We start from the raw sequence: 18,706 nt of genomic DNA on the forward strand, positions 1-18,706 counted from the left end.
TGACTGTGATGTATTCTAATTATTTTTTAATGAACAATGAAGATGTGAAAAAATATGTGCAAGCAAAAATAGAAGGTTTTTCAGGGGAAGTGCAATGTCAGGAAATTGGTGATGGTAATTTAAACTATGTTTTCAGAGTAACAAATGCGTCAGGTGCATCCATTATTGTCAAGCAAGCAGGACCACAAGCAAGAATCTCTGAAAGCTTTGTTCTGTCAACGGACCGAAATCGTATTGAAACAGAGGCGTTGCTGCTAGAGGCTGAATATACGCCAGATTTAGTCCCGAAGATTATATTATTCGACCAAGCGATGAGCTGCTGTGTGATGGAGGATTTAAGGGATTTCGAAATTATGCGAAAAGATTTGATGACATTTAAAACATTTGATCATTTTGCTGACAATATTTCAACATTTATGGCTGAAAATTTAATTCGTACAACAGATTTTTTAATGAATCCTATCAAGAAGAAACAGCTACAAAAGCAATTTATCAATCCAGAGCTTTGCGAAATTACGGAGCACCTTGTTTATACAGAGCCGTATATTGATTTTAAAAAGCAAAATATATTAACAAAGGGAAATGAAGAATTTATTCATAACTTTGTGTATAACGATAAAGAACTACATATCAAGGTTGCCAAGTTAAAACAGCAATTTTTAACGCAAGGTCAGGCATTGTTGCATGGAGATTTACATACAGGTTCCATATTCATTAATGAAAAAGCACTAAAGGTCATTGATCCAGAGTTCGCCTTTTACGGTCCAATCGGCTACGATGTCGGAAATTTAGTGGCAAACTTAACATTTTCATGGCTAAGAGCATTGGCGTTTAATGAATCCGCGTATGTTCATTGGATAGAGGAAGCATTAGTTGAGACAATGGAAAAGTTTGAATTCAAATCTAGAGCAATCTTAAAGGAGTCTAGCGAGCAATTTACGGTGTATGAAGAAGTTGTAGAGGAATTTTTAGCTTCTGTTTTGCGTGACACATTTGCAATTGCAGGTTTGGAAATGAATCGACGAATCATTGGCTTAGCAAAGGTAGCAGATATTACAACAATTAATCACAAGGAAGCACGCATTTTAGCTGAGCGCAGAGGTTTATCAATTGCGAAAGAATGTATAAAAAATGAGGCAATTACTAGCATTTCTCGATATATGCAATTGCTACTTAAATATAAGGGTGAGGTGTTGGTATAATGGAACTTAATACAATAGAATGGAAAGGCAATAAATTAGTCCTCTTAGATCAGACGGCATTGCCAAACAAGGTAAGCTATATAGATATTACAACGGTTGAAGAAGTTTGGCATGCTATTCATTCCATGATTGTGCGTGGTGCACCAGCAATTGGTGTAACGGCTGCCTACGGTGCATATATTGCGGTTCAGTATTTTGATGGCTCTGTAGAGGAAGCGAAGTATGAGTTGAAAAAACAGCTTGATTATTTAGCGACATCCAGACCAACGGCGGTCAATTTATTTTGGGCACTTGAACGCATGGGTGGGGTAGCCGAATTATTTGCGGGCAATGATTTAGTGGAGTTTCAAGAGAGGCTGTTGAATGAAGCGATAGTTATTCATATGGAAGATATTAAAATCAATCGTAATATCGGAGAACATTTATTAACTTTACTAGAGGATGGTCAAGGTGTGTTAACACATTGCAATGCAGGTGCATTAGCGACAACGAAATATGGAACAGCTACATCCCCATTTTATTTGGCAAAAGAAAAGGGCATGAGCTTAAAGGTATTTGCAGATGAAACACGTCCTCGATTTCAAGGGGCTATGCTTACTTCCTTTGAGCTTTACCATGCGGGAATTGATGTTACATTAATTACAGACAATATGGCGGCAACTGTGATGTCACAAAATAAAGTGCAAGCCGTTATTGTCGGCTGTGATCGTGTTGCAGCAAATGGAGATGTTGCAAATAAAATCGGCACGTTGGGGGTCGCTATTTTAGCTAAACATTATGGTATCCCATTTTATGTTGCGACACCCACGCCTACAATTGATTTAAATTGTGCAACAGGAATGGGCATTCCAATCGAAGAACGCAGTAAAGATGAGGTGCTAAAGCCAACAGGGCAATATATTGCACCGCCGGAAGTAAAAGTTTACAATCCTGCTTTTGATGTGACGCCAGCTCATTTAATTACAGCGATTGTAACGGAAAAAGGAATTATTCACAGCCCAAATGAAGAAAAGCTAAGGGCGGTATTTAAATAATATTAGTAAGGAATAGGGTGACACGCATGGTAAGTTCAATACAACATCGACGAAATGAGATTAGCAAGTTGGTCAATCAAAAAAACTATGTAGAAATATCAGATTTAAGTAATCGCTTTAATGTTTCTGAGATGACTATAAGAAGAGACCTAGAAAAGATGGAGAATGAGGGGCTACTAATACGCGTCTTAGGTGGTGCAAAGCCCATTCAGAAATCATTTGTAGAAGATAATTTGAATTTGCGTGCATCCGAAAACCTTTTATCAAAGCAAGTAATGGCACGAGAAGCTATCAAACTCATTCAGGATGGGGATGTTATTGGCTTTGATGCCAGTACATCTGCTGCTGAAGTAGCGAAGTTGGTCAAGGATTTGAAAAATATCACTGTAGTGACAAATAACATTACGATTGCATTAGATTTGATTAGTAGTGAAATCACCACGATTTTACTTGGAGGATATGTGCGACCAAATTCCATTTCCACAATGGGGACATCATTAAAAAAATATATGGAATCCATTAATATAGATAAAATGTTTATTTCTGCTCGCGGCTTAACATTGCAGGAAGGTTTAACGGATTCTACGATTGATGAAGGAGAAGCGAAACAGGCGATGATCCACAAGTCAAATCACATTATCGCTTTAGTAGACCATAGTAAAATAGGTGTCAAAAAATTGTTTCAAGTCATACCATCAGATGAAATTAATACGATTATTGTCAATGAATATGACAGCTTTACGGAGGAGCAAAAGGAAGTAATAAGTGAATTTAAAAGAAATCATCTAGATTTCCGACTTATAAAAAATGATGAATAAGGGGTTGTTCATTTGAAGTTGCTTGAAGAGCGAAAAAAAGTTGTTCAGTATTGCCAACTACTATTAAAAAGCGGTTTGACAAAAGGGACTGGTGGAAATATTAGTATTTATGCTCCGACTGAAAACTGTGTAGCCATTAGCCCAAGCGGCGTACCGTACGATTCTCTAAAGCCTGAGGATATTGTACTCATAGATATTGATGGCAATAAAATAGAGGGCAATTATAAGCCATCGAGTGAATGGGCGATGCATACAGAGGTTTATAAACAAAAACCTCGGATGAAGTCAGTAGTCCATACGCACTCGGTCTTCGCCAAAACATTATCTTGTTTACGCGAAGATTTACCTGCAATATCTTATCTAGTTGCGGTTGCAGGGAAGAAGGTAGCCTGTGCACAATATGCTAGCTTTGGTACACAGGAACTCGCAAATAATGCCCTAGCTGCAATGACTGATTCGAAGGCGGTATTATTGGCGAACCATGGGTTACTAGCAGCTGGAGAAACAGTTGAAGAAGCATTCAACATCGCAGAAGAAATTGAGTTATGTGCTGAAGTGTACATTCGAGCTAGAGGGGTAGGTAATCCAGTTATTTTAGATGATGCCGAAATGGATTATATGCTAGAACGCTTTAAATCATATGGGAAACCTAGTTAGAGTGCCAGGCACACAAACAATTCTCATACAATTTAATAGAAAAAGGATTGCCGTGCACATGGCAATCCTTTTTCGTTTTTGTCAGTGTCTTCTTAATCACTTTTGTTATCTACGATAAGTACTTCACAATTGTATGCTATAAAAGTTATTTTCTATTTATTGGATAAAAGATATGCTAGAACGTTGCGTTTCACTAACAAAAAGAATGTCGTATGTCATTTGGAAAACAATAAATTTTATATTAAGAGTTTGTACTGCTCACTTTTTTCTTATTAAATGCAGTATAATTACTTTGAACCTCAAAATATATGGAAGTATGGGTAATATGCACTTTTTTTTATATCACTTTTGGTGATATATTGGTATAAAAGCAAGTAAATAACCTATCTCAATCACTTTAATTTGTATTGTAGAATAGGATGATTTTTCGAATGTTTTATATGGAATTAACAGTTAAAAATATAAATAATTAGGAGTGATTTTATAATGAAACGATATATGGTTGTATGTACCTGTATTTTATATATGTTTGTACTTTCAGCTTGTTCAAGTGCAGATGAAAACACAGAAATTGACCGAATGAAGATTGGCATTATGTTATCAGATGCGGGCTTAGGGGATCAATCGTTTTCGGATTTAGGTTTTTTAGGTCTTGAAAAAGCGCGTGATGAATTAGGAGTTTCATTTGATTATCGCGAACTGCAAGATACAGGGACCTATGAACAAGGTTTTGAAGAATTAATCGAACAAGGAAATGATTTGATTATTGGGCTTGGATTTGCTATTAAAGGTGCTATGGAAGCGATGGCTGAAAAATACCCAGATACATCATTTTTAATAATTGATTCACAATCCGATCTCCCAAACATATATAACATTACATTTAAAGAAGAAGAAGGCTCTTTTTTAATCGGTGTAATAGCAGGGCTGAAAACACAAAGTAATATTATTGGCTTTATTGGAGGAGAAGATGTACCCATTATACATAAATTTGAACAAGGATTTATGAAAGGTGTAAAGGCTAGTAACCCTGATGCACAAATAATATCCAAATATGCAGGTACCTTTGGCGATGATAAGCTTGGTGAAAGAATTGCTAAAGAGATGATAGCCGCTGGTGTCGATTATATTTATCCTGCTGCTGGTTTTACAGGAGTAGGGGTATTACTAGAATCCCAACGTGCTGGCACTTATTCATTCGGAATTGACAGTGATCAATTTTATTTAGCGGAGAAATCAGTTGTATCGTCTATGGTAAAGCAGGTGGATGTAGCTATTTATGATACGGTAAAAGAGCTGGTTGAAACAGGGGAAATTTCCGAAAAAAATAAGGTGCTTGGCTTTAAAGAAAAAGGTGTAACAATCGCACCTATTCGGGTGATTAGACTATCAGATGCTGAACAAAAAAATTTAGATCAGTTGACAGAAAAAATGTCAAACGGATCCATCAAAATACTAGACTAAGAGGCGGAGAGTAAATGAAATTAAAATATAGAATATTACTTTTATCCATTGTTCCTCTGTTGCTTTCTGCGTGTATTATAGGGTTTAATATCATGCAATTAATCACATTAAAATCCTCAACAGAGGAAATTGTAGATGCACTTGTGACAGTTGAAGAGTTAAATAGTGCATCTAAAAGTTTGCAAAAATCTTTGAGTGCATATGCTTTAAATATAAGTGAAGGTAATAAAAGTGATATTGAACAGGATTTACATGCCATTCAAACAATACATGAGCAATTGACGCCTACTTTAACTACTGATCAACAGCTAATATACGCTGAAAATATATCGCATAAGTATAAAGAAATCGTAACTATTTCGACTCAAGCGGTTAATGAAAGCGATCAGGCAGAAATAAAAAGGCAATCTCTAAGGACAAAGGGATTAATTAATGATGTTATCGAGTTGAAAAGAAGTGTGTCTTCTCAATATGCAAATAAACAAGTTGAGCTACAAAAGAATATTGATGGAATCGCCTTTATTTCGATTTTATTAGTTATCATCCTTTTAGTAGGAAGCATTATCTTTGTATATATTCTCACAAATCGTATTTCTAAAAGAATAGGTAAGGTAAGTGAAAATGCGAAGGAAATTGCCGATGGAAACTTAGCAATTCACCTTGAAGGAGCTTCGTCAAAAGATGAAATTGGCTCTTTACAAGATTCTTTTAAGCATATGGCAGGAAATTTACAAGAAATTTTATCACATGTACATGATAGTTCAAGTCAAGTGGCCGCTTCAGCAGAGCAATTAATGGCAAGTGCTGACATGACGATGAAGGGTGCAGAAGTAATAACAGAATCGATGCAACATGTATCAAATGGTGCTGAAAAACAGGCGATTATGTCGGAGGAATCTGCTAACTCAACCCAAAGAAGTATACTTGCTGTAAATGAAATAACGAAAAATGCTAGTCTAGCACAAAAGCTTTCCATTTCTACAAGTGACAAAACTAGACAAGGGTCAAATTATGTGCAAGAAACCGTATCGCAAATGCAAAGAATTAATGAGTCGGTGAGAGAAACAGATACGGCTTTGATTAAATTAAACAATCAAACAAAAGAAATAGTACAAGTTCTACATCAAATTACAGCAGTAGCAGATCAAACAAATTTACTTGCACTAAATGCAGCGATTGAAGCTGCGAGAGCTGGAGAAGCAGGAAAAGGCTTCGCAGTTGTAGCGGATGAGGTACGAAAATTAGCAGAGCAAACAAGAAATTTAGTTTCGGATATTACGGAAGTCGCTACTCAAATCGAAATTGATACAGAAGAGACAGTACACTCTATTAATGATGTAAAAGAACGCGTAGATACAGGTTTAGTCATTGCCTCTGATACGCAAACTACATTTGAAGAAATACTTGCAGCAGTGGAACAAGTAAATACTGAAGTAAGTAATATTACAACAGTTTCAACTAATATTGAAAATGAAGTAACACAAGTATCTACACATGCAAATGAGATGTTGAACTTATCAAAAGCGACGTCTGATAACTCCAATTCTGTTGCAGCAACTTCAGAAGAGCAACTTGCCTCAATGGAGGAAATAGCGAGCGCAGCCAATTCCTTAGCGAATCTTGCAGAAGAATTGCAAGCAAGGGTATCTAAATTTACTTTTTAATTTGACCCAGCAGAGGTCCACCACTTATAGAAGTGGTGGGAGGAATGCAAAAGTAATTAAATCAGGTGGAGTCCCAAATATCTGCCGCTATGCTTTCGCAATAAAAAACATTACCGATTCAAGTTAAGCCTATGGCGGAGGCCTGCACGATGCAGGTCAGTTGACCGTGGGTGCGTGTCATGACGCTTTTAAGTTGGAGCAAGCTCGGGAAAGTCGCTGAGGTGTAATGGATTAATTTAACGAAAAAAGGATTGCCGTGCGCACGGCAATCCTTTTTTCGTTTTTCTGTTTCTATCTAATGAGAGGTGTTTTTCAATGTCCAAATGGTTGATTGCAATTGTATTTATAAATAGCGAGGCGTGCTATTTTGCGGAATGTAAATACAATGCGGATGATTGGAACAGTTCTAGCATAGCGCATTTTTATGCAAAATAGCGGTTTTTCATCAAACCTTAAATGAAATGTAACGTTTTTGTAGCATTGTTACAAAATTAAGGTTGCTGTAAGCTTTGCACAATTTTCATGTAAGGCACACGCGTTAAAGTAAAGGTATCAAAACGGAGGTGCGAATGATGAAACCAGTTTTACAAGTTGAAAATATAACAAAGGCATATGGTAAAGGTGCCAATTTATATAAAGCATTAAACGGTGTAAGCTTTGAGGTGCATAAAGGCGAATTTGTGGGTGTAATGGGACCATCTGGTGCGGGAAAATCGACGCTGCTAAATGTGATTGCAACGATTGATAGCGCTACAACGGGTTCAATTATTATTGATGATACAAATATTGCGAAGATGAAAGATGAGCAGCTCGCAGATTTTAGGCGAGATCATCTAGGGTTCATTTTCCAAGATTATAATTTGCTCGATTCATTAACGGTACGTGAAAATATTGTGTTGCCATTAGCGATTGCCAAAAGACCAGCAACAGAAATTAACGAGCGTGTTAAAAAGATTGCTATGCTTTTTGGTATTGAAGACTTGCTTGATAAATATCCATACCAAATTTCAGGTGGACAAAAGCAGCGTACGGCTTCATCGCGAGCGCTTGTGACAGAGCCAAAACTATTGTTTGCGGATGAGCCAACAGGGGCGTTAGATTCGAAATCGGCAACAGATTTACTAGAAAGCTTGAGCGATTTGAATGCAAAGCAACAATCAACGATTTTAATGGTAACGCATGATGCCTATGCAGCAAGCTTCTGTCAGCGTATTTTATTCATTCAAGATGGGCAGCTATCAAAGGAAATTTTCCGTGGTGAACAGACACGGAAGCAATTTTTCCAAACAATTTTACAGGAGCTTACGGTGATAGGCGGTGACGTAAATGACATTGTTTGATTTAGCATTGAAAAATATGCGCCGCAATATGAAGAGTTATGCGCTATATTTCGGTTCGGTATTATTTAGCATTGTCATTTATTTTACGTTCGTCACATTGAAATATAGCGATGATATTAGCGCGTTAGCAGATTCATCGATGAAGGTACAAGGTATTATGAGTGCATCATCTGTCGTACTATTGATTTTTGTTGCACTATTTATTGTTTATGCGAATTCGTTTTTTATTAAAAAGCGCAAAAAGGAAGTAGGCTTATATTCACTGTTAGGTGTGCGTAAAAAGCAAATAGGCTTCCTCTTATTTTTTGAAAATATTGTGCTCGGCATTTTATCGTTAGCTATGGGTATTGTGCTTGGCTTCCTATTATCAAAGGGCTTACTGACAATATTAGTACGCTTAATGGGGCTCGATGCAGTAGCAAGCTTCACGTTATCAGGTGAAGCCGTGATGAATACGACGATTGTGTTTATGATTGTATTTTTATTTACATCATTACAAGGCTACCGTGTTATTTATCAATTTAAGCTAATCGAATTATTCCATGCGGATAAAAAAGGGGAAAACTTACCACGAGCGAAATGGTTGGCAACAATTGCAGGGATTGCTTTACTAATATTCGGCTACTGGTTGGCATTACAAGATTTAATGACATCGAAAATGTGGGCTATGCTCGGTATATCAACACCGATTGTCATTATTATCGCAACGGTTACTGGAACGTATTTATTATTCCACAGTGTATTAGTATTTGTGTTAACAAAGCTAAAAAATAACGAGCGCTGGGCATGGCGAGGGTTAAATTTATTAAGCGTTTCACAAATTTTATACCGCATTCGTGGCAATGCGAAAACATTGACGACAATCGCCGTCTTAAGTGCAACGACAATCACAGCGGGTGGTGCAGTGTATGGGCTGTATTACAATGCTGGTGCGCAAACACATCATTATTTGCCAAACACGTTCATGTGGAAGGGCGAGCCAGCTACTATTCCATCACAAGATGTTTTATACAATGAAGCAATTCATGTAAAACAGGCGGAGCTAGACATCGATGGACGCATTTACAGCTATACATTTATTGATAACGATACGTACAACAAGCTTGCAGAGCTACAAAAGCGTGAACAATTAACAGTACAAAATAGTGAAGCAATCATGCTAGACCCATATTATGATGAACGCTTTTCATTAGACTATACAGGGCAACAATTGAGTATTAGCAATACAGTGTTAAACGTAAAAGATTTTCAAGCGGAAAGTATTTTTAATGCAGATATTGTAGGACAAGTCATCATTGTTTCTGAAGCAGATTATCAAGCATTAGAAGCTGAAGCAAGTGTCTATCAATTAGTAGGCATGGACAATGATAAAAAGCAAGTAGCGGTTTCTGACAGATTACAGCAAGAGCTAGGGGATACGCATTTATCAAGCTTCCCAGCAAGCTATAAATCATCTATTGAAGGCCTAGGCTCATTATTATTTGTCGGTAGCTTTTTAGGCTTAGTATTTTTAGTCGCAACAGGCAGTATTATTTACTTCAAAATTATGACGGAAGCTGAGGAAGATCGAGGGAAATATGAGATTTTGCATAAAATCGGTGTAGGTCAAAAGGAAATGAAAAAAACAGTTCGCCTGCAAATCGGCTTTATTTTTGCAGCACCGTTAGTCATGGGCATTATGCATAGCGCCTTCGCACTAAGCGCATTTTCTGGCTTGATTGGCGCAAATATTACAGTACCTGTCATCATATGGATGGGGGTTTATGTAGGGGTTTACGCAATCATTGGGTGCCTGGCACTCAAACAATTCTCACACAATTTACAATGGAGGCATACAAAATGAAGAAAGTATTTATTGGGTTGACATCGCTAGTCGTGCTAGTAATTGCAGCACTTGTTATTGTTGCAACAGTTGATTTTAATCGTTTAGGAAAAGATTCCGTATATGTACAAATTACAGCGGATGGGGAAGTGGAGAAGTTCACAACATCAAATGGCGAAGTAATAGCATCGTATTGGTACAAACAGCCTGCTTATAAGGAAAATGGCGAGGCAATTGATGTGGAGTTTTCAGCGAGTAAAAACTTGCGTCATGATGCATATTTGAAACTTTATGTGAAAAACGGCAATGAAGTGACGTCGTATGATGAAGTGTCCTCTGATGAGTTGCCTGAGAAAGTGAAAGAGCAATTGGGCGTTCAAAAGTAATGGTTAGCAGGTAAATCCACCCGATTTATTGTCGGCTTCACCTGCAAATATGAAAAGCGCAAGAAATCACCCAAGATTTCTTGCGCCTTCTTTTATAGTCGAACAATGATAGTTGTACCAACACCAATCTCGCTCACTAATTCTACCTCACCACCATGCGCTTGAATGACATCGCGAGCAATGGCCATTCCGAGACCTGTTCCTTTAATATTTCTGGTATTTGTCCCGCGATAATAGCGCTCAAAAACTTGTGGCAAGTCAGCCTCTGCGATCCCCTTACCGTTATCGCTTATAGTAATCACAGTAACTTCGTTCATTTCCTCAATAGAAATGTCCAGTGTCACATTTCCCTCATTATGCACAAGTGCGTTATAGATGAAATTGAGCAATGCTCGTTTCATTAAATGTGTATCGATGCTTTTTGTTAACTTGTCGAATTGGCTATTAAACGTAATCTCGCTTCCGCTAAATGTAGTGTCATTTAGGACATCGATGACAAGCTCACGAACAAATGAAACGATATTTGTATCTACCAGTTGCAAAGGCATCTCCTGTTGGCGCAGGCGCATCGTTAATGTAAAATCATCAAGCAGTTCCCGCATATAAACTGATTTTTTCTCAATAATTTCTGCATAATCGCTCTGCTCCTGTGTGGAAACATCCCCTTGCAATAGCTCTGCATAGCCTTGAATCGCAGCAAGTGGCGTTTTCATATCATGGGAAACATTGCTGATCCATTCATTGCGCATTTGCTCAAGCTTATGTCGCTCTTCCTCCTGCAATTTTAAGCTTTCCGCTACATCGTCTAAATTGTGAAAAATGGAACGATAAAGTCCTTTGCTACGTTTAGAATCAACCGCAAAGTTGCGATTTTTCAACATGCGAATACGCTCAATCATACGGTAAATCGGCTTCGCCAAAAAGGAGCTGAAAATAAAGCCAATAATGATTGCAATAACAATATCGACAATGATTATAATAAGCGCAAACTGTGCAATAAATTGTGTGATTGAGCTAGTATTCGAAGTGATAATAATTTTGGATAAACTGGCATCTTGAATCCCGACTAAATATGTAACGCCATTATGTTCTGCCACTAAAGTAGTTGTCTGGTTTTTATCTCGGTATTTATAGGCCTGAATCAACTCGATCGGTGTGTAATGTTGTGGTGCAGCTGCTGGTGCAAGTGCATGCCCAATTACATTTCCATTATCATCTAAAAATTGCAGCCAAGCATTGCGCTCTTGTAATGCTGCAATTCCTTCATCCGAAATCTGGGGCTCCTCATCTATTTTTGCTATATAGCGTGCGAGCGAGCGGGTAAAATCTGTCGCGGAAGTAGGTCGATCCTCGTTAGATATATGATACACATAAAGTACAATGGAAATAATCCCATTAACTAAAATCACACAAAATACCGTGCAAATAATGGCCATTAAAAAGCGACCGGTTAGCTTCCATCTCATAGCGCCTCTCCTTATTTCGCCGTAAAGCGATAACCTAAGCCTTTAACTGTCGTAATATAAACAGGGCTAGAAGGGTTATCCTCAATTTTTTCGCGTAGACGGCGAATATGCACCATTAACGTATTATCCGCACCGAAAAAATCCTCCCCCCATACTTGTTGAAACAATGTTTCTTTACTTAAAATGCGGTTCGGATTGCGTAAAAAGCAAGCCATTAAGCCAACTTCCTTTGCTGTTAAATCAAGTGCTGTGCCAGCTTTATATACTTCTGTTTCATCCTCGTTAATCGCAAAAGTGCCCGACTGTGTCAAAGAAGTTGTAGGTGCGTCAGTCTGTGTTTGATAGCCAGCACGACGCAGCTGTGCTTTGACGCGATAGGCAACCTCCTTTGGGCTAAATGGCTTTGTAATATAATCGTCTCCTCCAATTGCCAGCCCAAGTAATTTATCAATTTCATCGGATTTCGCTGATAAAAATAAAATAGGTATATGCGACACTTCGCGTATTTTTTTACACAAATCATAGCCTTCTCCATCTGGTAGCATAATGTCGACTAATGCGATATTTGGTGAATGCTGTTGAAATACTTTCCAACCCTCCGCCACAGAGCCAGCGCTCACAATATTTGAAAATCCCTCTTTTTGCAAAGTAGTTGTTAGTAAATTTCGTAAATCCGTCTCATCATCTATAATTAAAATACACGGCTGTTCCATACAAGCACCTCTCTCATCAATAACGATTACCTTTTACTTTAATCTTTTCAGTAATTGCTCTTTATCTTTTCCATTCGGTAATTCCTGTACAAGCTTCATTGCTAGTTCGCGATTTGCCTGCGTTTTATTCTTTTCGTAATTCGTGACACGCGTTGTTGCCTTTGCTACATTATTATTGACTGTTTTTTGAATTCTTTTTTCTAGCTGTTCACGCTGTTTCTCATCGAATACGGCTTGAATTGCTTGCGCTGCATGATTGTAGTTTTTCAACGTTTGAGCTTTTTCATAGGTCACAATGTTTGCTGTAGCTTGCTTTACTGTAGTTTGTATAAGCTTATCGAATTTTTCTAGTAACTCGGTTTTAATTGAAGAATCAGGTAAGTTTGTAATCGCAAATTGAGCGTACTGATAATGATCTTTTGTTGGTTTTTGTTCATATTGTACCAAACTTTGGATGGCTCTTTGTGCAAACTGGTACAATGCTTCATTTAATACGACTTCAAGCTCTTGCTTTGCTTCTAATGTTGGTAGCTTTTTCAACTCTGCCTCTGCTTTTCTATAATTATAAACAGTTTTGTTTTTGCTAAATATAGTGACGGCATTTATAGCTGGCTCTAACAATGTTGCGATAATTGCATTGATGTCCTTTTGCTTCTGAGCTTTTACATCGGCTGAAGCAATCTTTGCTAATTGCTCTGTCAATTGAATAATGCGCTGTTCTGTAGGATTTTTTGCAAAGTCTAATAATAATTGATTGATTTCTTTAATGAGCGTTTGCTGTGTTTTATGCCATTCGTTTTTTACTGCTAATTTTTCAATTGTATTTGGCATTGTAGTGATTTTTTCGCTTAGTATTTCTGTAGATAACTTGCTATTTAACAGGTCATCAACAACCTGGCGATTTGGGAGTTGAAATTTAGGAAGTCCATATCCATACAGGGCGTCAAATCCTGCATCTCCTAAATCTTCTGCAATGTAACGCAAGCCTTCACGCAATTCCGTCGCTGTTGCATAAGGGTATTGCTCCATCAGTAGTGCGAGCAAGCCTGTAATATGAGGTGCGGCCATAGAAGTACCATTGTACGTTGCATATTGACCATTTAAATACGTGCTATAAATCTCTTCACCAGGTGCTGCAAAATCATTCGTATTACCTGTCCCACTAAATGATGAACGCTTGAAATGACGATTAATCGCTACAACAGAGATGACTTCTTCATGACGTGCAGGATAATTAATTGTATTACCTGTACCAGCGTCATTTCCTTCATTGCCACTTGCCGCTACGATTATTATGCCATGTTCTGCCGCCTTTTTAATCCCTTCATGTAAAGATTGCGCATACTCTAAATCACCGAAGCTTAAATTAATAATGTCCATTTGATTATCGATGGCCCAATCAATTGCCTGCAGTACAGTCTCAACATCTCCCATGCCATTCCCTTTAATCGCTTTTACAGCATAAACTGCTGCATTTGGCGCAATTCCTGCTACGCCGCTACCATTATGTTTTCCTGCAATAATTCCTGCAACATGTGTGCCATGTCCATGGTCATCATCATAGCTATTTCCGACAAAGGATATACCTCCCGCAATTGTTAGGTCTGAATGATTTGCTACCCCTGAATCAATAATAGCAATTTTCACACCGTTTCCCCTATACCCATGATTCCAGCCATTATGTACATTCATCGCTGTTATATTCCAACGCTCCAACTCAGGAGAAGATACATTCGCTACTTGAAATTGATGTTGGATGGTAAAGGATTGGTTTTCTTCGTAAAATTCAATATGACCTTCATTTCTTAAAGCTTGTAATCGCTCATCTGATATTTTAATCGCCATCATCGGCAAATGCTCATATTCTTCTATTATAGCTTCTGCATATTGACTAATAATAATTTTACTAGTATCTGAATGATATTTAACGATTATTCTTTTTTCTGTATCTACTAAAGAAGCTTCGACTGAAGATAATGGATTCCAAATTATTAAAGCTAGCAATAGCATTCCTGTAAGTAGTATTTTTCTCATATTTCCACTCCTCTAATTTCCTTTATTTTAATCTCGTATTAACAGCCTACAAAAAAACGATTGGTAGGTTCACTTTATTATCAATTATGCTAAGGCGTCATTGATTCGTCAAATTTACAGAATATTTGACGAAATATGCATAAATGCTTGTACTATAATTTTCCACTCGTTAAACTAGTAGTGTATAGTAATTATGCTTCGGCTAACTCTTGTCCAAACTTTTTCAAGAGAGTTTGAAAAAACTGTGACAACAGCCAAATTAAATGTAGATAAAGGAGCTATTTTGCAACCTGTTGAGGTAGGAGTTTTCTATTGAATCAAAATAAAAAGGATGGTGGCTTTCATGACGAATGAACAATCAATCGAACAAGAGCAAACCGAAACGATTAAGGCAGTAGAAACACTTTTCGTGAACGAATTTACAAATGGTGTATTAGATCCAAATCAACCGATGCTTGGCCCGTTGCGAGACGGCGGTACGATTATTGCCAATACAGCACCAGGTTGCTGGGGGCCAATGCTAACACCTGAAATACGAGGCGGACATGAAGTAACAAAACCAGTATACATAGAGGGCGCTGAAATTGGGGATGCACTTGTTATTAAAATTAAATCGATTCAAGTCACATCTATTGCGACCGCATCGGGTACAGATGAAGCGTTAACAGACCGTTTTATAGGTGACCCATTTGTAAAAGTAAAGTGCCCGGGTTGTGGTAAATTACATCCGCAAACGAAGGTACAGGGGATTGGAAAGCAGGCAATTCGCTGTGCAATTTGTGATACAGAAACAGCACCATTTGCATTGACGCATGGCTATACGATGGCATTGCATCATAATGAAAAGCTCGGTGTAACGGTTGGTAAGGAAGGCGCACGAAAAATTGCATTAGAGGCGAATCATTATATGCGCATACCTGAAAATTCAAAGCAAAATCCCGCTGTTAGCCTTGCTCCATCTGATTTAGTTGGGGTAATAGCGAGAATGCGTCCGTTTCTAGGTCAACTAGGGACAGTACCATCAAAGGCGTTACCAGATTCACATAATGCAGGAGATTTTGGCGCTGCTTTAATTGGTGCACCACATGAGTTTATTGTAACGGCAGAGGAGTTAACGAAGCATAAAACGGATGGTCATATGGATATTAACCGTGTGCGCCAAGGCGCTACAATTATTTGCCCTGTGAAAGTAGAGGGGGGCGGTATTTACATCGGGGATATGCATGCGATGCAGGGTGACGGTGAGATTGCGGGACATACAACAGATGTATCAGGTATTGTACAGCTACAAGTAAGCGTATTGAAAAAGATAGAGATTGATGGTCCCATTATTTTGCCAAATATAGAGGACTTACCATATACTGCGAAGCCATTTACAAAAGAGGAGAAGCGTTTAGCGCGTGAGTTAGCTGAAGAATATGGTTTAAAGCAGCTAGAAGAGGCATTTCCGATTTCTGTTGTAGGAACTGGCATCGACTTAAATATAGCAACAGAAAACGCAGTGGAACGCGCGGCCACTTTACTCAATCTCTCAACTGAAGAAGTGAAAAATCGCATTACTTTAACTGGCGGCATTGAAATTGGTCGTCTGCCAGGTGTGGTAACAGCGACATGCCAAGTGCCGAAGACATTGTTAAAGCAAGCAAAAATATATAAATCAGTGAAACAGCAATATGACTAAGAGGAGCTGTCTGGAAAGTGGGCGAATGTGCCGTTTTCCAGACGGCTTCTTGAGTTGTTGAGGCTGAAAAAATAGTAATACAAAAAACTACAGCATCCGTACATGACGTTTGATATAGTAGAAATAGAATAGCGTGACAACAAGGGGGGAGCATATGCTGCAAATAGACGAGCAATTGTATAGCATGACAAAAGGGAAAATAGGCGAGCCGTTTATGCATGCTATTGCCCAAATGTCGAATAAAACGTCTAGAATTTGGGGTGAGCTCCTTCCAATCGAACGGATTTTAGTAAGTGATGCGCAGGCATTAGCTTTAGTGAAAAGCTACTGTATCGAAGATGTTGCTGCGTTTTCAAGTGTGGAGCAAGGTGTGAAAAAGGTACTGCAAAATCTTATGCAGCATAATTACGATGCACAATTATTACAGTACATGGCGCTGCATCAATTGATTGAAATACAAGGTCTTCTGAGATTTTTAACGGGACTTGACATAACATTACCTGCACAGGAAATTCAACAACTAGCTGTTCATAAAATAGCAGATAAATGGTTGATCCATCCTATTTGGAGAGAAGATAAAGATTTTTGGTATTTACTCCATGGAAAAAAGCTATACAGCGTATTTATGCAAGTAGATATTGTCAGTATACAAAATCCAGCATTGCTTATTTTACATTTACAAAAAGTACTAGCAAACACGATGTCAAAAAATCGTGTTGCCACAATCATTCATCAAATTATTCAGCACATAACGCAAAGAAGTAAGCCATCCTATGGATTAAAAAATTTGCACTTAAGCGATGTTATCATTCATTTTACAAGTGGAACGAGGCATTTTCGCAAGTTAAGAAAGCGCATTGCAAAGATTAAGGCAATGTGGTTTGAAGGAAGATGGGCATTAACGGAAAAGGAGCAGACGTTACTTGCTTATATATTACTTGAGGAGGCAGTGCTTCGTAAGGATAGCGAACAAATTTTGGCACAGGGGCTATTTTTAATTGAAGAAGATCGTTTAAATAATCATATCGTTGAATTAATGGTTGAATATAATGAGGTGCTCAGAATTATTCCGCCACAGCCTGAAACGATTGTGAAAGCTTATCATAATAATTGTGGGGAATTTATTTTTTATTATGTTATAGAAGCGCTTGTGAAAAAGCAGCGTTTTGAACGTGTAATCGCCTTATTAAAAGATTATGAAATTGCGTCATGTACAGAGATTTATCAATATATGAGTGGGGTACAGGACAAGGACTTATTACATAAAATGGAGGCTAGCGTGCAAAGAGGGATTGCGCATATTATCGATGGTTCCTTACAAAATATTCGTCAGTCTTTAACGAAGTGGCAGGAAGGCTATCCAATGAAAAATGGACCATATGCTGAAATTATTTTAATGACTTCAAAGCATGTGTGTCATATTTTAAAGTCATTATGGGCAACAGAGCGATTTGAGTTGTTTGAGCGGCTAATCGAAATCTATCGGAAATATTTATTTGTGCCAGCTCATTTTAAACAACTTCGTGCATTTGTTGCCGCAACCGTTCATTCAAATGACCTTTGATATGGCTCCAATGGGAACATTATGCATTGGCTTGGAGCGTGGAATAAAAACATAACGACTTAGCTCTCCTCTATAACAAAGGTGCATATAAGGAAGCTTGCCTAAATCAGTTGGCTTCATAAAATACGGACATAGCCCATCCAAGCTGAAGCCAGCGTCTTTCAATAAAGTGGCTATAAATTGCGAGCAAAAGAACGCCCATTCGCGCTCTAGTTTAATGCGACATGCTACACCGATTAGCCCAATGAAATTATAACGGAATTTGTCCATATGCTGTTTAAAGTATTGAATTTTTTGCTGTAATAATTCGTATTGCTCATTCGTTACACGGCATTCGTAAATAGCGCAATTAGCAGAACGTAGCAATTTTGAGTGAATATTTTCTTGAACAAAGCCACCGATAAAGGGATTGTTTTCGAATTTTCTACCAAAGCTATACATCTCAGTTAAATTGCGGTCAAATGCAATAGAGACATGATTGAAATTTTCTTGTGTATATAGTTGTATGGCGCGAGAAAGAATGGACCCGGTTTCTGTTAACACAATATAAATTACTTTACCCATGAAAATCACCCCAATATTACAATAACAGATAAAAATGAAGAAATAGTATAATTAATAATGAAAAAAGTCTTAATATTTAGTACGTTTAAAATAGAGAAAAGATTCATCCATATGAAAGATTATTTTTTGTAGAGATAATCATTATGTTAATAATCAAAATATAAATAATGATATATCCATATTTTACAACATTTTAAGTGTCATTGCTCGTTAAAAATGTAAGTCTGTTACTTTAAGATTTTTTTATCATGATTCAGCCTCCAGCAGATGTCACAGATTTTGGAGAGTACAGGTCAG

The 18,706-nt window shown here is 37.7% G+C and carries 15 protein-coding genes; 11 read left to right on the forward strand and 4 right to left on the reverse strand.

Annotated features, from left to right (window positions below; genetic code table 11):
• Positions 1 to 8 precede the first annotated feature (8 nt).
• From mtnK to C9J34_RS03455, 9 genes are all read left to right on the forward strand, one after another.
• On the forward strand, positions 9 to 1,202 hold the full coding sequence (mtnK, locus tag C9J34_RS03415) for an S-methyl-5-thioribose kinase (protein WP_107838457.1): 1,194 nt from the start codon (positions 9 to 11) through the stop codon (positions 1,200 to 1,202).
• Positions 1,202 to 2,236, forward strand: coding sequence for an S-methyl-5-thioribose-1-phosphate isomerase (gene mtnA, locus C9J34_RS03420; RefSeq protein ID WP_107838458.1), 1,035 nt, complete (start codon positions 1,202 to 1,204; stop codon positions 2,234 to 2,236). The genes mtnK and mtnA overlap by 1 nt, the downstream gene beginning before the upstream one ends.
• Before the next feature lie 26 nt (positions 2,237 to 2,262).
• Positions 2,263 to 3,054 carry a DeoR/GlpR family DNA-binding transcription regulator gene (locus tag C9J34_RS03425; RefSeq protein WP_107838459.1) on the forward strand — a complete coding sequence of 264 codons (792 nt, stop codon included), beginning with the start codon at positions 2,263 to 2,265 and terminating at the stop codon, positions 3,052 to 3,054.
• A gap of 12 nt (positions 3,055 to 3,066) precedes the next feature.
• Positions 3,067 to 3,711, forward strand: a complete 645-nt coding sequence (locus tag C9J34_RS03430) for an L-fuculose-phosphate aldolase (protein ID WP_107838460.1) — start codon at positions 3,067 to 3,069, stop codon at positions 3,709 to 3,711.
• 486 nt (positions 3,712 to 4,197) lie between these two features.
• Positions 4,198 to 5,175, forward strand: coding sequence for a BMP family lipoprotein (locus C9J34_RS03435; RefSeq protein WP_107838461.1), 978 nt, complete (start codon positions 4,198 to 4,200; stop codon positions 5,173 to 5,175).
• Positions 5,176 to 5,267: 92 nt separating this feature from the next.
• Positions 5,268 to 6,839: a methyl-accepting chemotaxis protein gene (locus C9J34_RS03440; RefSeq protein ID WP_238600550.1), complete on the forward strand. Its 1,572-nt coding sequence runs from the start codon at positions 5,268 to 5,270 to the stop codon at positions 6,837 to 6,839.
• Positions 6,840 to 7,411: 572 nt separating this feature from the next.
• On the forward strand, positions 7,412 to 8,179 hold the full coding sequence (locus C9J34_RS03445) for an ABC transporter ATP-binding protein (RefSeq protein WP_107838463.1): 768 nt from the start codon (positions 7,412 to 7,414) through the stop codon (positions 8,177 to 8,179).
• Positions 8,166 to 10,022, forward strand: coding sequence for an ABC transporter permease (locus tag C9J34_RS03450; protein ID WP_107838464.1), 1,857 nt, complete (start codon positions 8,166 to 8,168; stop codon positions 10,020 to 10,022). Before C9J34_RS03445 ends, C9J34_RS03450 begins: the two co-directional genes overlap by 14 nt.
• Complete coding sequence (locus tag C9J34_RS03455; protein WP_107838465.1) at positions 10,019 to 10,387, forward strand: YxeA family protein; 369 nt, start codon at positions 10,019 to 10,021, stop codon at positions 10,385 to 10,387. The genes C9J34_RS03450 and C9J34_RS03455 overlap by 4 nt, the downstream gene beginning before the upstream one ends.
• 92 nt (positions 10,388 to 10,479) lie before the next feature.
• Here the strand turns inward: C9J34_RS03455 and C9J34_RS03460 are convergent, their stop codons facing one another.
• The 3 genes from C9J34_RS03460 to C9J34_RS03470 are packed head-to-tail and all read right to left on the reverse strand — an operon-like array spanning position 10,480 to position 14,600.
• Positions 10,480 to 11,853 carry a sensor histidine kinase gene (locus C9J34_RS03460; protein WP_107838466.1) on the reverse strand — a complete coding sequence of 458 codons (1,374 nt, stop codon included), beginning with the start codon at positions 11,851 to 11,853 and terminating at the stop codon, positions 10,480 to 10,482.
• A gap of 11 nt (positions 11,854 to 11,864) precedes the next feature.
• Positions 11,865 to 12,566, reverse strand: coding sequence for a response regulator transcription factor (locus C9J34_RS03465; protein WP_107838467.1), 702 nt, complete (start codon positions 12,564 to 12,566; stop codon positions 11,865 to 11,867).
• A gap of 33 nt (positions 12,567 to 12,599) precedes the next feature.
• Entirely contained in the window at positions 12,600 to 14,600 is a 2,001-nt protein-coding gene (locus C9J34_RS03470; protein ID WP_107838468.1) for a S8 family peptidase, read from the reverse strand.
• A 343-nt stretch (positions 14,601 to 14,943) separates the two neighbouring features.
• Between C9J34_RS03470 and C9J34_RS03475 the strand changes: the two genes are divergently transcribed.
• Entirely contained in the window at positions 14,944 to 16,281 is a 1,338-nt protein-coding gene (locus C9J34_RS03475) for an acetamidase/formamidase family protein (protein WP_107838469.1), read from the forward strand.
• A gap of 154 nt (positions 16,282 to 16,435) precedes the next feature.
• Positions 16,436 to 17,845: a hypothetical protein gene (locus C9J34_RS03480; protein ID WP_107838470.1), complete on the forward strand. Its 1,410-nt coding sequence runs from the start codon at positions 16,436 to 16,438 to the stop codon at positions 17,843 to 17,845.
• Here C9J34_RS03480 and C9J34_RS03485 read toward each other — a convergent pair.
• Entirely contained in the window at positions 17,831 to 18,409 is a 579-nt protein-coding gene (locus tag C9J34_RS03485) for a hypothetical protein (RefSeq protein WP_107838471.1), read from the reverse strand. The genes C9J34_RS03480 and C9J34_RS03485 overlap by 15 nt on opposite strands.
• Positions 18,410 to 18,706: the final 297 nt, after the last annotated feature.

The sequence above is a fragment of the Metasolibacillus meyeri genome, from assembly GCF_003049505.1.
Taxonomy (GTDB): domain Bacteria; phylum Bacillota; class Bacilli; order Bacillales_A; family Planococcaceae; genus Metasolibacillus; species Metasolibacillus meyeri.

Bases quoted from the DNA above. Each gene is read 5' to 3' on its own strand.
- mtnK (WP_107838457.1), top strand. From the start codon at position 9: ATGTATTCTAATTATTTTTTAATGAACAATGAAGATGTGAAAAAATAT.
- mtnA (WP_107838458.1), top strand. From the start codon at position 1,202: ATGGAACTTAATACAATAGAATGGAAAGGCAATAAATTAGTCCTCTTA.
- C9J34_RS03425 (WP_107838459.1), top strand. From the start codon at position 2,263: ATGGTAAGTTCAATACAACATCGACGAAATGAGATTAGCAAGTTGGTC.
- C9J34_RS03435 (WP_107838461.1), top strand. From the start codon at position 4,198: ATGAAACGATATATGGTTGTATGTACCTGTATTTTATATATGTTTGTA.
- C9J34_RS03440 (WP_238600550.1), top strand. From the start codon at position 5,268: ATGCAATTAATCACATTAAAATCCTCAACAGAGGAAATTGTAGATGCA.
- C9J34_RS03445 (WP_107838463.1), top strand. From the start codon at position 7,412: ATGAAACCAGTTTTACAAGTTGAAAATATAACAAAGGCATATGGTAAA.
- C9J34_RS03450 (WP_107838464.1), top strand. From the start codon at position 8,166: ATGACATTGTTTGATTTAGCATTGAAAAATATGCGCCGCAATATGAAG.
- C9J34_RS03455 (WP_107838465.1), top strand. From the start codon at position 10,019: ATGAAGAAAGTATTTATTGGGTTGACATCGCTAGTCGTGCTAGTAATT.
- C9J34_RS03460 (WP_107838466.1), bottom strand. From the start codon at position 11,853: ATGAGATGGAAGCTAACCGGTCGCTTTTTAATGGCCATTATTTGCACG.
- C9J34_RS03465 (WP_107838467.1), bottom strand. From the start codon at position 12,566: ATGGAACAGCCGTGTATTTTAATTATAGATGATGAGACGGATTTACGA.
- C9J34_RS03470 (WP_107838468.1), bottom strand. From the start codon at position 14,600: ATGAGAAAAATACTACTTACAGGAATGCTATTGCTAGCTTTAATAATT.
- C9J34_RS03475 (WP_107838469.1), top strand. From the start codon at position 14,944: ATGACGAATGAACAATCAATCGAACAAGAGCAAACCGAAACGATTAAG.
- C9J34_RS03480 (WP_107838470.1), top strand. From the start codon at position 16,436: ATGCTGCAAATAGACGAGCAATTGTATAGCATGACAAAAGGGAAAATA.
- C9J34_RS03485 (WP_107838471.1), bottom strand. From the start codon at position 18,409: ATGGGTAAAGTAATTTATATTGTGTTAACAGAAACCGGGTCCATTCTT.